The following is a 13,004-nucleotide window of genomic DNA, read 5'->3' as shown; positions in this document are numbered from 1 at the left end:
CATGAGCGACAAGGACACGCCGGAGGAAAAACCGGCCAAGAAGAAGGGCAAGCTCGGCAAGATCATCGTCATGGCGGTCGGCGTCCTCGTCCTGCTGGGCGGTGGCGTCGGTGCCGGGCTGTATGCCAGCTCGTCCGGCCTGATCGGCGGCGGGCACGCCAAGGAAGGCGAGCATGAGGCGGTCAAGAAGGACCTGCCCAAGCTGGTCCCCAAGTCCGAGGAAGTGAAGGCCAGCGCCGCCGGCGGTGAAGGCGGTGGCGAAGGCGGCGGCGGCGGTGAGGGTGGCGGCGAAGGCGGCGGTGACGCGGCGGCCAACAACGGCGAGGGCGGCCGCCCGACGCCCGAGATGGAAGGCGGCGACCGCTATGCGTCGAGCTATTACGCGATGGACAAGGAGTTCACCTCCAACCTGACCGACAGCACGCACTTCATCCAGGTCGGCATCGCCATCTCGACGTCGTACGACCACAAGGTGCTCGACAACCTGAAGACCCATGAAATCGCGATTCGCTCGGCGATCCTGCTGGCGCTGGGCGAGACCACCGAGGACCAGGTGTTCACCGCCGAGGGTAAGAAACAGCTGTCGCTGCGCATCAAAAAGGCGATCAACGACACTTTGGAGCAGAAAGAGGGCTTTGGCGGCGTCGGTAACGTTTATTTTACCCAATTTGTCGTTCAGTAAACGTGCATGGTTAACGCGCCATCCACCTCCGCGCCCGAGCGCCGCGAACGGGCCCGCCGGACGGCCCCGGCGTCGCACGTGCCCACGCTGGGCGCGGCGAACCTGAATCCGTTCGGCGATCTCCACGCGCTGGAGCATCTGTCGGCACGGATGGCGCGATCGCTGCGGCAGGTGTTCGAACCGCTGCTGCGCCGGGGCGTGCGCAGCTGGTCCGAACCGGTCGAGGTCGATCGATTCGCGGGCTATGTGCAGGCGCGGCGCAAGGACCGGCTGACCGGATGGGTGCCGATGACGCTGTCGACCGGGGGAAGCCCGGCGATCATCGTGTTCGACGGCGCGTTCCTGCTCGAAGTGCTCGATATCTTCTTTGGCGGGTTCGGCGAGGCCCCCGCCCCGCTGCCGATCGAATTCTCGCCGGCGGCCGAGGCGATGCTGCGGCGGCTGGCAGGCGCGATCGCCCAGCCGCTGAGCGAGGCGTGGGGTCCGCTGGCCGGCATCGGCTTCGAACCCGGCAACCCCGAATCGAACCCGGCGATGATGGGCGCGATCGATGGCGAGGACGCGGTGATCGCGACCCGGTTCGGCATCGCGGTGGGCGATGCGGAGCCGACCTTCATCGACATCCTCTATCCCGTCGCCGCGCTGAAGCCCCATGCCCCGCAGCTGTCGACCAAGGTGCACGGCAAGAGCGCGCCCGATCCCAAATGGCTGGCGGGCCTGACGCGTGCGGTTATGTCGGTGAAGCTGCCGGTGCGATCGGTGCTGGCCGAACCGGTCGTGTCGCTCGCCCTGCTGCTGGAGCTGAAGGAGGGGGATATCATCCCGATCAGCTTTGGCCCGCAGGTCCCCGTCTGGGTCGCCAACCGGCGGCTGGGCACCGGCACGGTCGGCACCGCCAACGGACAGGCCGCGATCAAGCTCAACTCCATCGACCCCGGTTTCGAAGAGGAATTCCAATGAACGAGATGACCGGTGGCTTCCCCGCCGAAGCGTCGCTCGCCGCCAATTTCAAGCTGTTGCAGGATGTCGATGTCCGCCTGACCGTCGAGATCGGGTCGACGCAGCTGACGCTGCGCGAACTGCTGGCGCTGAGCGAATCGAGCGTGATCGAGCTGGACCGTGCCGCCAACGAGCTGCTCGACGTGTTCGTCAACGGCACGCTGATCGGGCGGGGCGAGGTGGTGACCGTCGGCGACCGCTTCGGCGTGCGCATGACCGAGCTGGTCAGCCCGGACAAGCGGGTCAGCCGCTGATGATGTGGTCGTACATCCTGAAGCTGGTCATCCTGCTGCCGCTGGTATGCGGGCTGATGATCGGTTGCCTGTATCTGTGGCGTCGGCTGGAAGCACGGATGCCGGGCAATCAGGGCGAACGGCTGGTCAAGGTGCGCGAGACGATGATGGTGTCGACCGGCACGAAGCTCGCCGTGCTGGAATTCGACGACCGGCTGCTGCTGGTATCGGTCAGCCGTAACGGGGTCACGTTGCTGGACCGGGGCGACAAGTGAGCGTCCTGGGGGGGAAGATTGCGCCGGTATTGTCGCGGATGCGGTATCGGCCGTCGCCGATCGCCGCCGCGCGCCGGCGGACGATGGCGACCGTGCCGGCGCAGACCGTCAAGGTCCGCCGGCCCGCGCGCACGCTGCCGCACTGGCGGTTCGAACTCGTGCTGGCGGTGCTGGGCATCGCATTGATGCTGTTCCTGGCGGTACCGGCGATGGCGCAAGGGGTGCCCGCCGCGCCCGCGCCGACGCCGGGGGCCGCCGACGCGCTCGACCGTGCGCTGGGGCAGCTGGGGGGGGGCAACGACGCGCCGATGGCGTTGTCGCTGCAGATCCTCATCATCATGGGGCTGTTGTCGGTCCTGCCCGGCATCCTGCTGATGATGACCAGCTTTACCCGGATCATCATCGTGCTGGCGGTGCTGCGCCAGGCGCTGGGCCTGCAACAGACGCCGCCGAACCAGGTGCTGATCGGCCTGTCGCTGTTCCTGTCGCTGTTTGTCATGTCGCCGGTGATCGGGCGGATCAACGAAACGGCGATCAAGCCCTATGCCGCCGGGCAGATCAGTTCGACGCAGATGATCGAGGCGGCCAGCCTGCCGCTCCATGCATTCATGCTGAAGCAGACCCGGACCAAGGACGTGACGATGTTCGCGCAGATGGCCAAGATCGGCCCGATCGCGACGCCCGCCGACACGCCGTTCACGATCCTGCTGCCCGCCTTCGTCACCAGCGAACTCAAGACCGCGTTCCAGATCGCGTTCCTGATCTTCCTCCCCTTCATCGTCATCGACCTGGTGGTGGCGACGGTCCTGATGTCGCTCGGCATGATGATGCTGTCGCCGACGATCATCTCGCTGCCGTTCAAGTTGCTGCTGTTCGTGCTGGTCGATGGCTGGGCATTGACGATGGGCAGCCTTGCCGCCTCTTTCGGGACGTAACGCCATGGACGCAGGCTATTTCATGACCGTCGCGCGCGAAGCGATGTGGGTGCTGGCACTGGTCGCCGCACCCATCCTGATTCCGGCGCTGCTCAGCGGGCTGATCCTCGGCATGATCCAGGCGGCGACGTCGATCAACGAACAGACGCTATCGTTCGTGCCGAAGCTGGCGGTGGTCGGCATCAGCCTGGCGGTGTTCGGGGGGATGATCCTCGGGCTGCTCAGCGATTTCACGACGAGTATCTTCGAGCGGATTCCGGATCTGGTGCGGTGACGATCGTTTGCACTCCTTCCGTCATTCCGGCGGAGGCCGGAATCCATGGAGGGGGGGACAGTTGCGCGTCATCGATAGCGTCCGACACAATGGATTTCGGCCTTCGCCGGAATGACGAAGGGGGGTTGGCTGGCAGTTGGCTCGCCACGTGCCGGACCGCCGCGCAAGCAGGGGTCCAGGGTCGCGGGCGGCGGCATTCGTGGCTCTGGGCCCCCGCCTGCGCGGGGGTACGGTGGAGTATGCGGGTAGCGTCGCGGACACCCGCCCCATGCTAGGCTTCGGCCTGTCGGTCGAGCCGCAGCTCTGGGCGCTGCTCTTCACCATGGTCCGCATCGGCGCGGCGTTCATCGTCGCCCCCGTGTTCGGCGCGGTGGCGATGCCGGTGCAGGTGCGGGTGCTGCTGTCGGGCGCGATCGCGGTACTGGTGCTGAAGGCGCAGCCCTTCGCCATTCCGGCCGACATTTTTTCGGTCACCACCATCCTCAGCATCGCCGCCGAAGGGCTGGTGGGGCTCGCCATCGGTTTTGTCCTGCAGATCGCGTTTGCCGCGCCGGTCATCGCCGCCGAGATCATCGGCATTTCGATGGGCATCGGCTTTGCGGCGATGGTCGATCCGCAGAACGGCGCGCAGAGCCCGGCGCTCGGCACCTTCCTGTCGGTGCTGCTGACCTTGCTGTTCCTGTCGCTCGACGGGCATCTGCTGCTGATCGACCTGATCGTGCGCTCCTATGAATTGCTGCCGCCGGGCGCGGCGTGGCTGAGCGCGGCCAAGCTGGAGAATATCGCGATCTTCGGCGGCTATGCGTTCCTGTCGGGGCTGCTGCTTGCGCTGCCGGTCGGGTTCCTGCTGCTGTGCCTCAACCTCGTCATGGGGATGCTGTCGCGCTCGGCCCCCGCACTCAACCTGTTTGCAGTCGGGCTGCCCGCCAGCCTGTTCGTCGGGGTCGTCGCCTTGTTCGTCGCGCTGCCCGCGATGACCGATTATATGCTGGTCATCGTGCAGGAGGCGCTGGACGCCGCCAATACGCTGGTGCTGGGAGGCGTGCGTTGAGCGAGGACAAAACCGAAAGCCCAACCCAGAAGCGCCTCGACAAGGCGCGCGAAGATGGCGACGTCCTCAAGTCCAAGGAGCTGGGCGCGGCGCTGGTGATCCTGGCCGGGTGTGCCTGGCTCGCGTTGCTCGGCCCCTCGCTAGTCGGGGCGTGCAAGGCGATCATGACCGCCAGTTTCCGCTTCGGCCGGGCCGACGTCGAGGATTTCCAGCCGTGGCGTCCGCTGATCGAGGCGGGGTGGAAGCTGTTGCCGTCGCTGGGCGGCATCCTCGCGCTGGCCGTCTCGGCCAGCATCCTGGCGCAGGCCGGGCTGACCGGCATCCGCTTCAACGGCGGGGCGCTGGCGCCCAAGGGGTCGCGGATCAACCCGGCATCGGGGATGAAGCGCATCTTCGGCACGCAGGGCTGGATCGAGCTGGGCAAGTCGCTGCTGAAGGTCATCCTGCTGGGTGCCATCGGCTATGTCATGCTGAAGAAGGCGGCGATCAGTTCGGTCGGCCTGGTATCGTCGAACGTCGACCAGGCGGTCGGCGACCTGGGCGGCACGTTCCTGACGCTGTTGTTCGTGATGGCCGGCGGGCTGGTGCTGATCGCGGGCCTCGACGTGCCGCTGGCGATCTTCCAGCGGATGCAGCGGTTGCAGATGACCAAGCAGGAGGTGCGCGACGAGCATAAGGAAAGCGACGGCGATCCGCATGTGAAGGCGCAGATCCGCCAGCGTCGCCACGATATTTTGAAGGGCGGTTTCAAGGCGGCGGTGGGCGAGGCGCAGGTCGTGCTGACCAACCCGACGCACTTCGCGGTCGCGCTACGCTACGACCATGGCCGCGATCAGGTGCCGGTGGTGGTGGCCAAGGGGCGCGGCGCGACCGCGATGGCGATCCGCGAACTGGCGGCGGAAGCGAAGATCCCGATGCTCGAATATCCGCAGCTCGCCCGTGCGGTCTATTACACCAGCAAGCAGGGCCAGGAGATTCGCGACGACCTGTACCTCGCCATCGCGACCGTTCTGGCGTTCGTGATGGGCGTCAACCGGCAGGCGGGCGGCATCCAGCCGCCGGTGACCGTGCCGGAGGAAGCGCGCTACGATGAAAACGGCAATCTGGCGGTAAAAAACCCTTAAAGATTTGGCCGCCCGTGCCGTTGAATGGGGGAGACGGACCGGGGATCAACGATGGCAATCACGACGACCAGTGCGACGGCCACCGCCACCACGCCCAAGACGACGACGACCACCACCACGACCAAGGCGACCACCCCCAACCTCGCCAATGCGTTGGGCGCCGGGTCAGGGGTCGACACCGCCGCGCTGGTCAAGAATCTGGTCGAGGCGCAGTTCGCCGCCCGCAACGCCCGGTTGACGAAACAGTCCGACACACTGACCGCACAGGTATCGGCGGTGTCCGAGCTGAAATCGGGCATCACCGAATTCGCCAGCGCGCTGACGACGCTTGCCGAGAGTGGCGGGCTGACCACGCAGCTGAGCAGCAGCGGGTCGGCGGTGAAGGTGTCGACGGCCAGCGGTACGAAGGTCGCCAGCCTCAACGCCAGCGTCACGGTCGCCCGCCTCGCCACGCCACAGGTCGCGGTTACGAAGGAATCGTTCAGCACCACCGGATCGGTCGGCACCGGCACGATCCAGCTGACGCTGGGCAGCGTCGATTCCACCGGAAAGTTCAACGGGAACGGCACGACCATCCCGCCGATCACCATCACGTCGAACGATGCGGCATCGCTGCAAAAGGTCGCCGACAAGATCACCGCCGCCAAGGCCGGCGTCACCGCCAGCGTGGTGAACGACGCCAACGGCCAGCGGCTGGTGCTGCGCAGCACCGACGGTGCGAACCAGGCGTTCACCGTCAGCACGACGCCCGATTCGGGCAGCACCGGGCTGGAGCGGCTGAACGTCGATTTCGACGATACGACGACCGATGGCGCCGAGATAGTGACCCGTGCGGGCAACGCGGTGTTCAGCGTCGACGGCGTGCCGATGGTCAGCGCATCGAACAAGATCACCGGCGCGGACGGCGTGATCCTCGAACTGAAGGGGGTGACGACCGATGGTCCGGTGACGCTCAGTTCGTCGACACCGACCGATGCGTTGAAGGACGCGGTGAACAACGTCGTCGCCGCCTATAACAACATGCTGGCATCGGTGAACAAGGCGACCGACCCGATCACCGGCGACCTGCGCGCCGATCCGGCGGCGATGGCGATGAAGCGGGCGCTGCAGAAGCTGAGCATCGCCGACCTGACCGGCAAGAAGGACGGCAGCCCGACCACGCTGGCGCAGATCGGCATCGCGACCAACAATGACGGATCGCTGCGCGTCGACAAGACGCAGCTGGCATCGGCGCTGGCCAAGAACCCGGACGCGGTGGAGGCGATGTTCGCCGCAGCCAGCGGCACCGACGGCACGACGGGCACCAGCCTGCCCGCCGCGCTCAACCGGATCGCGGTCAGTGCCAAGAGCACCACGCTGGGCCTTGGCGCCAGCGACAAGCGCTATGCCGATGCGCAGGGCGCGCTGGCCAAGGAACAGGCGAAGGTCGTCGAACAGACCGACCTGACCACCACCCGCATGACGCAGCAGTTCGCGGCGTCCGAAGCGCGGGTCGCGGCGTACAAGGCGCAACAGACCTTCATGGAAAACCAGATCAAGATGTGGTCGAAGAGCAACTGATGACCCGCTATGCCTCCGCATTGGCGGGCGATCCTGCCCAGACCTATCGCTCGGTCGACCTGGCCGCCCGCACCGGCGGCGCCGACCCGCACGCGCTGGTGTCGCTGTTGTACGAGGAAGCGATCCGTGCGCTGCGATCGGCGGCATGGGCGACCAACAACCGCCAATATGCGATGAAGGGCGAGCGCGTGACCCGCGCGACCGCGATCCTGTTCGCGCTGGAAGCGGGGCTCGATTACGAAAAGGGCGGCGACCTGTCGCAAACGCTGTCGCGGCTCTATACCGGGCTGCGCGACCAGATCGTCAACGCGAGCATCGGCCATGACGCGCAACCGTTCCTGAACGCCGCCGCCTCGCTGACCGACATCGCCGAGGCGTGGGAAGCGGTTCGGCCGCGCTGATCCCGACAAGCCTGATTCCTGCGCTCAGCGGTGGCATCGGCTGCCATGATCCGCTAGCGGTGCGCGCATGAAGCAACCGCATATCGTCGCGCTGGGGGGCACGCTGCGCCCGACATCGGGAACCGCCGCCGCGCTGGAACAGGCGCTCGGCCATGCCGCGATGCTGGGTGCGCGCACGACGCTGCTGACCGGGCCGGCGATCGATTTCCCGAACTACGAACCCGAAACGGCGGGCGGCAATGCCCGCATCCAGTCGTTCCTGCGCGCGCTGCGTGATGCCGACGGGATCATCATCGGGTCGCCGGGCTATCACGGCACGCTGTCGGGGCTGGTCAAGAACGCGCTGGACCATGTGGAGCTGCTGCGCCGTGACGATCGCGTCTATTTCGACGGGATGCCGATCGGCATCGTCGCGACGGCAGCGGGATGGCAGGCGGCGGTGGCGACGATGACGACGCTGCGCACCGTCGCCCATGCCCTGCGCGGCTGGCCCACGCCGGTCGGCGTCGCGATCAACACGGTCGAGGACGGCGCGATCGACAAGGCCGACGGGCAGCTTCGGCTGATGGTCGAGCAGATGATCGGGTTTATCACCCGGTAAATCAGATACGGTTTCATCGGTTATTAAATCATTCAAATTAGCCATGCCACCTCCACGGAGGAAGACGGACATGGCGGGCAGCAACGGCGGGTTTCGATCGATCGGCACGCGAATCCTCGCGATTCAGCTTGCCGCCGGCATAGCCATCGCCGTGGCGGTCGGTGGTGCCGGCTATTACGGCATGTCGGCGCTCACCGGGTCGATGACGTCGATCTATGACGATCGCATCGTGCCGCTGCGCCAGTTGAAGAAGGTGTCCGACGCCTATGGGCTGAACGTGGTCGACACGACCCATCAGCTGCGCGCGGGCAAGCTGAACTGGCAACAGGCGAGCAACAGGATCGACGCGGCCAACCGCATTGTCGGCGAACAATGGTCGGCCTATATGCGCACCAGCCAGACGGCCGAGGAAGCCGCGATCGCCGACACGGTGAAGGCGAACATGGCGCGGTCGAACGATGCGGTGAGCACGCTGCGCACGATCATCGCGCGTCGCGATGCCCCGGCACTGGCCTCCTTCGCCGACAACGACATGTATCCCGCGATCGATCCGACGACCTCGGAAATCGTCAAGCTGTCCGATTACCAGCTGGAATCGGCGCAGGCCGCGCGCGAAGCGGGCATGGCGCTGTCGTCGAAGCTGACGACCTACATGATCGTCATCGCGCTGATCGCGATGGCGGCGGCAGCGGCGGCGGCATGGTTCGTCGCCAATGCGATCCGGCGCAACCTGAACCGTGCGACCGGCCTTGCCACCGCCGTGGCGGAGGGCGACGTGTCGGTGACGGTCGCTGCGACCAGCCGGGATGAGGTTGGCACGCTGATCGAAGCGCTGAACGCGATGGTCGTCCGGCTGCGCGGCGTGATCGGCGAGACCAACCAGGCCGCCGAAAGCGTCGCGGCGGGCAGCCAGCAGCTTTCGGCCTCGTCGGAGCAGGTATCGCAGGGCGCGACCGAGCAGGCCGCCGCCGCCGAAGAGGCTTCGGCGTCGATGGAGCAGATGGCCGCCAACATCAAACAGAATGCCGACAATGCCGCCCAGACCGAAAAGATCGCGCGCCAGTCGTCAAAGGATGCCGAAGCCAGCGGCGTCGCCGTCGAACGTGCCGCCAAGGCGATGCGGACCATCGCCGACAAGATCAGCATTGTCCAAGAGATCGCGCGGCAGACCGACCTGCTGGCGCTGAATGCCGCGGTCGAGGCGGCCCGTGCCGGCGAACATGGTCGCGGCTTCGCGGTTGTGGCTTCGGAAGTCCGCAAACTCGCCGAACGCAGCCAGAGCGCCGCCGCCGAAATCAGCGCGGTATCGGGCGAGACGGTCGAGGCGGCGGCACAGGCGGGCGACATGCTGACCAAGCTGGTCCCCGACATCCGTCGTACCGCCGAACTGGTGTCGGAAATCAGCGCGGCGTGTCGCGAACAGGATATCGGCGCGAGCCAGATCAACCAGGCGTTGCAGCAACTCGATCAGGTGACGCAGCAGAATGCGTCGGCGTCGGAGCAGATCACCTCGACGTCCGAGGAACTGGCCAACCAGGCCGACGAGTTGCAGGCGAATATCGCGTTCTTCCGCACCGGAAACGGTGCCCCGACCGCGCCGCGCGCGCCGGTTCGCACGCCGGCCGCCAAGCCGGCGGCGGTACGGGCCAAGCCGGGGTCGGTCGGCGAGCAGCAGGCCCGCGTGCGGGGCTTTGCCCTCGACCTGACGCAGGGCGGCGCCGATGAGGATGATGCCGGGTTTGGGCGCGCCGCCTGAACCGACAAGCAGACCGGATCGGGCGTTAGCGCCCGATCCAGTGTTTGCGCACGAACCATGCGACGATGCCGGCGCTCATCGCGATGCATAGCGCGACCACCCCGGCAAAGGCCCAGGGTTCGTCGGCGAAGGGGATGCCCTTCACATTCATGCCGAGCAGGCCGGTGACGAAGGTCAGCGGCAGGAACACCATCGCCACGATCGCGATCTGCAGCGAGCGCTGGTCGAGCTGTTCGGCGCGCAGGTCGGTCAGCGTTTCGTGGATCAGCGCCGCACGTTCGCGGATCGAATCGACCTCCTCCGCCATGCGCGCGGCACGATCGGCGGCGGCCGCAAGGTGGAGGCGATCGTCGGCCTGCAGCCAGTCGCCGGGCAGTTGCCCCAGCTTTTCCAGCGCCGAACGCTGCGGCACCAGGAACCGGCGATAGCCGATCGCGCGGACGCGGGTGTGGGTCACCGCACGACGCTGTTCGAAAATGCGCGCCGGGTCCAACGCCTCTTCGCATTCGTCGAGCGTGTCGCCCAGATCGGCGATCAGCGGATCGAGCTGTTCGGTGATTGCGCTGGCAAACGCAACGATCAGGTCGCCGGGGTCGGCCACGTTGCCGCCCTCCACCCGATCGACCACCGTCCTGAACGCGGTCAGGTTGCGCCGGGTGACCGAATGGACCTGCCCGGCGCTGGCATAAAGCCGGATCGAGGCGAGCGGATCGGCGCTGCTCAGCTGATCGTCGGACAGCCCGCGCAGGTTGACGAAGGCGCCCTTCCCGATCGCGTCGCAGCGCGGGCGGGTTTCGACCGCAGTCAGCGGGTCGATGACATATTCGGGCAGATGGGCATGATCGCGCAGCCATTTCGCCACCGCATCCCCCTCCCCATGCAGGTGAATCCAGGTGAAACCGCCGGTGGCGTCGACCGCCGCCAGCGGATCGATCGGCGTCACCTTCCCCCCATCGATATGCCATGCGCGACAGGTCATGCGAGGTCGATCGTCAGGCCGGGGAGCGGATCGGCCGGGACCGGGCCGGTGATCCGTACCGCATCGGCGCGCGCGCGGTCGAGGATCGCGGGGGGCACATCCGCCGCATGATGGATGCGGTCGGCCTGTCCCAGCCAGCGGGCTTCGCGGAGCGTCAGGTCGTCGGGATCGGCCGAGCGCAGGCGGATCGTCTCCACCCGGCCGGCGACCGGGGCGACATCCTCCAGCCAGCGTGCGACGGCATCGTCGCCGTGCGCGACCATCGGGTCGAGCGGACCGCCCGCCGCTACGCCCAAACCGATCGCGCGGCGACGGTCGCCGCCATCGGGAAAGCGCGCGCGCAGCGCCGCGCGGGCCGCGCCCAGCCCCTCGGCCAATCGCCCGACGCCGGCGGGCAGCATCGCCTCCAGCCGTTGCCGGATCGCCGCCGCGAGGCCCGCCGAGACGCCGCCGGTGGAGATCGCGATCAGGATCGGCGACCGGTCGACGATCGCCGGCAGGGTGAAGTCGCAATCGGCGGGGCGGTCGACGGCGTTGACCAAGATGCCGCGTGCCTTCAGCGCGTCGATCGCGGTGCGGGCCTGCGTGTCGTCCTCGACAGCGACCACCGCGATGCGGGCATCGGCGGCGTCGGCGACGACGGTCAGGCCGGTGCGTTCGAGCAGGCGGCGCTTGGCATCGGCGGCCTCACCCTCCCCCACCAGGATCACGCTGCGCCCGGCGGTGCGCAGCAGGATCGGCAGCCCGTTCACAGCCAGGGCGGCAGGCGGTCGGCTTGCGCCAGCGCCTCGATTGGCGGGCGTTCACGCACCACCGCGAATTGGTCGCCCGATACCAGCACCTCGGGCACCAGCGCGCGCGAATTGTAGGTGGAGGCCATGGTCGCGCCGTACGCACCGGCGGTCATGAACGCGACCAGATCGTCGGTGACGACCACGTCCATATCGCGGTCGAGCGCAAAGGTATCGCCGGTCTCACACACCGGGCCGACGATGTTGGTCACCGCGCGCTCGCCGGTCGGGGTCACGGCGCGGATATCGTGATAGGCGTCGTAGAGGCTGGGTCGCAGCAGGTCGTTCATCGCCGCGTCGACCACCACGAACGGCGCGGTCGCACCCTGCTTCACGCGGATGACGCGCGACACCAGCACCCCGGCATTGGCGACGATCAGCCGCCCGGGTTCGAACATCAGCCGCGCGTCCCAGCCGGCGGTCGCCCGCGCGACCATTTCGCCATAAGCGGCGGGCGACGGCGGCAACGGCCTGGCGGGGTCGTAGGGGACGCCCAACCCGCCGCCCAGATCGGCATGGGTGATGTCATGCCCCGCCGCCCGCAACTCGGCGATCAGCGCGCCGACCCGGCCGAACGCAGCCTCCAGCGGCACGAGGTCGGTCAGCTGGCTGCCGATATGCACCGCAACGCCGCGCACCCGGATGCCCGGCAGCGACGCGGCATGGGCGTAGGCGGCGGGGGCGGCGTGGTAATCGATGCCGAACTTGTTCTCCTTGCCCCCGGTCGAGATCTTCGCATGGGTTCCGGCGATCACGTCCGGGTTCACCCGGATCGCGATGTGCGCGACCTTGCCCAGCCGGGTCGCAACCGCCGACAGCATGTCGAGTTCGGGTTCGGATTCGATGTTGAACTGGCCGATGCCGGCGGCCAGCCCCTGCGCCATTTCGTCCGCCGTCTTGCCGACGCCCGAAAACACGATTTTCTCCGGGTCCATGCCGGCGTCGAGCGCGCGGTACAGCTCGCCGCCCGACACCACGTCGGCGCCCATGCCGGCGCGGGCGAGCGTCGCCAGCACCGCCTTGTTCGGATTGGCCTTCACCGCGAACGCGACCAGCGGCTCGCCCGTGCCCAACCCTGCCACGGCGTCGCGAAACACCTGGACATGGCGTTCGAGCGTCGCGGTCGAATAGACATAGACCGGCGTGCCGACCGCATCGGCGATAGCGGGCAGGCTGACATCCTCGGCATGGAGCGTGCCGTCGCGAAGGGTGAAATTGTCCATGACTGGGCCTTTAGACCGGTGCGGACACCAAGAAAATGGCAGACTATTCGCCCGCTCTATACGTCACCCCGGACTTAATCCGGGGTCCCGCTTTCTTTGCCGTCGCGGAAGAAGAAGCGG

Annotated in this window: 14 protein-coding genes and 2 pseudogenes; 13 read left to right on the top strand and 3 right to left on the bottom strand. The window is 67.3% G+C overall.

Features of this window, described 5'->3' with window-relative positions:
• The first annotated feature begins 1 nt into the window (after nucleotide 1).
• From ASE58_RS04735 to ASE58_RS18540, 13 genes and pseudogenes are all read left to right on the top strand, one after another.
• Entirely contained in the window at nucleotides 2–682 is a 681-nt protein-coding gene (locus tag ASE58_RS04735; RefSeq protein ID WP_055818374.1) for a flagellar basal body-associated FliL family protein, read from the top strand.
• A 6-nt stretch (nucleotides 683–688) separates the two neighbouring features.
• Nucleotides 689–1,642 carry a flagellar motor switch protein FliM gene (locus tag ASE58_RS04730; RefSeq protein WP_055758405.1) on the top strand — a complete coding sequence of 318 codons (954 nt, stop codon included), beginning with the start codon at nucleotides 689–691 and terminating at the stop codon, nucleotides 1,640–1,642.
• Nucleotides 1,639–1,935 carry a flagellar motor switch protein FliN gene (fliN, locus tag ASE58_RS04725; RefSeq protein ID WP_055758402.1) on the top strand — a complete coding sequence of 99 codons (297 nt, stop codon included), beginning with the start codon at nucleotides 1,639–1,641 and terminating at the stop codon, nucleotides 1,933–1,935. Before ASE58_RS04730 ends, fliN begins: the two co-directional genes overlap by 4 nt.
• Nucleotides 1,935–2,189 carry a FliO/MopB family protein gene (locus ASE58_RS04720; RefSeq protein WP_055758399.1) on the top strand — a complete coding sequence of 85 codons (255 nt, stop codon included), beginning with the start codon at nucleotides 1,935–1,937 and terminating at the stop codon, nucleotides 2,187–2,189. Before fliN ends, ASE58_RS04720 begins: the two co-directional genes overlap by 1 nt.
• A 185-nt stretch (nucleotides 2,190–2,374) precedes the next feature.
• Nucleotides 2,375–3,124, top strand: coding sequence for a flagellar type III secretion system pore protein FliP (gene fliP / locus ASE58_RS04715; RefSeq protein WP_055819494.1), 750 nt, complete (start codon nucleotides 2,375–2,377; stop codon nucleotides 3,122–3,124).
• Nucleotides 3,125–3,128: 4 nt separating this feature from the next.
• A complete protein-coding gene (gene fliQ / locus ASE58_RS04710; RefSeq protein WP_055758396.1) occupies nucleotides 3,129–3,398 on the top strand; it encodes a flagellar biosynthesis protein FliQ in 270 nt (89 codons plus the stop codon).
• A gap of 268 nt (nucleotides 3,399–3,666) precedes the next feature.
• A complete protein-coding gene (gene fliR / locus ASE58_RS04705) occupies nucleotides 3,667–4,449 on the top strand; it encodes a flagellar biosynthetic protein FliR (RefSeq protein WP_055818373.1) in 783 nt (260 codons plus the stop codon).
• Nucleotides 4,446–5,573 carry an EscU/YscU/HrcU family type III secretion system export apparatus switch protein gene (locus ASE58_RS04700; protein WP_055758390.1) on the top strand — a complete coding sequence of 376 codons (1,128 nt, stop codon included), beginning with the start codon at nucleotides 4,446–4,448 and terminating at the stop codon, nucleotides 5,571–5,573. Before fliR ends, ASE58_RS04700 begins: the two co-directional genes overlap by 4 nt.
• A gap of 51 nt (nucleotides 5,574–5,624) precedes the next feature.
• Nucleotides 5,625–7,133, top strand: coding sequence for a flagellar filament capping protein FliD (gene fliD, locus ASE58_RS04695; RefSeq protein ID WP_055818371.1), 1,509 nt, complete (start codon nucleotides 5,625–5,627; stop codon nucleotides 7,131–7,133).
• Nucleotides 7,133–7,534, top strand: a complete 402-nt coding sequence (fliS, locus tag ASE58_RS04690) for a flagellar export chaperone FliS (protein WP_055758384.1) — start codon at nucleotides 7,133–7,135, stop codon at nucleotides 7,532–7,534. Before fliD ends, fliS begins: the two co-directional genes overlap by 1 nt.
• 67 nt (nucleotides 7,535–7,601) lie before the next feature.
• On the top strand, nucleotides 7,602–8,135 hold the full coding sequence (locus ASE58_RS04685; protein WP_055818369.1) for an NADPH-dependent FMN reductase: 534 nt from the start codon (nucleotides 7,602–7,604) through the stop codon (nucleotides 8,133–8,135).
• Nucleotides 8,136–8,178: 43 nt separating this feature from the next.
• Nucleotides 8,179–8,739, top strand: a pseudogene (locus ASE58_RS18545) (MCP four helix bundle domain-containing protein); the annotation flags it as partial.
• Between the two features lie 108 nt (nucleotides 8,740–8,847).
• Nucleotides 8,848–9,891, top strand: a pseudogene (locus ASE58_RS18540) (methyl-accepting chemotaxis protein); the annotation flags it as partial.
• Between the two features lie 25 nt (nucleotides 9,892–9,916).
• On the opposite strand, the gene ASE58_RS04675 reads toward ASE58_RS18540, so the two are convergent.
• From ASE58_RS04675 to lysA, 3 genes are read right to left on the bottom strand one after another with little or no spacing between them, the layout of a single operon-like run.
• The gene (locus ASE58_RS04675; RefSeq protein ID WP_055818365.1) at nucleotides 9,917–10,870 is read right to left on the bottom strand and encodes a zinc transporter ZntB; all 954 of its coding nucleotides are present in this window, start codon (nucleotides 10,868–10,870) and stop codon (nucleotides 9,917–9,919) included.
• Nucleotides 10,867–11,622 (bottom strand): precorrin-2 dehydrogenase/sirohydrochlorin ferrochelatase family protein, encoded by a 756-nt coding sequence (locus ASE58_RS04670; protein WP_082467658.1) that lies wholly within the window; start codon nucleotides 11,620–11,622, stop codon nucleotides 10,867–10,869. Before ASE58_RS04670 ends, ASE58_RS04675 begins: the two co-directional genes overlap by 4 nt.
• Nucleotides 11,619–12,884 carry a diaminopimelate decarboxylase gene (gene lysA / locus ASE58_RS04665; protein ID WP_055818362.1) on the bottom strand — a complete coding sequence of 422 codons (1,266 nt, stop codon included), beginning with the start codon at nucleotides 12,882–12,884 and terminating at the stop codon, nucleotides 11,619–11,621. Before lysA ends, ASE58_RS04670 begins: the two co-directional genes overlap by 4 nt.
• Nucleotides 12,885–13,004 lie beyond the last annotated feature (120 nt).

Source organism: Sphingomonas sp. Leaf9, from assembly GCF_001421355.1.
Classification (GTDB): domain Bacteria; phylum Pseudomonadota; class Alphaproteobacteria; order Sphingomonadales; family Sphingomonadaceae; genus Sphingomonas.
The sequence above is the reverse complement of the archived record's forward strand: the minus strand, read 5'-3'. Positions and strand labels throughout refer to the sequence as shown.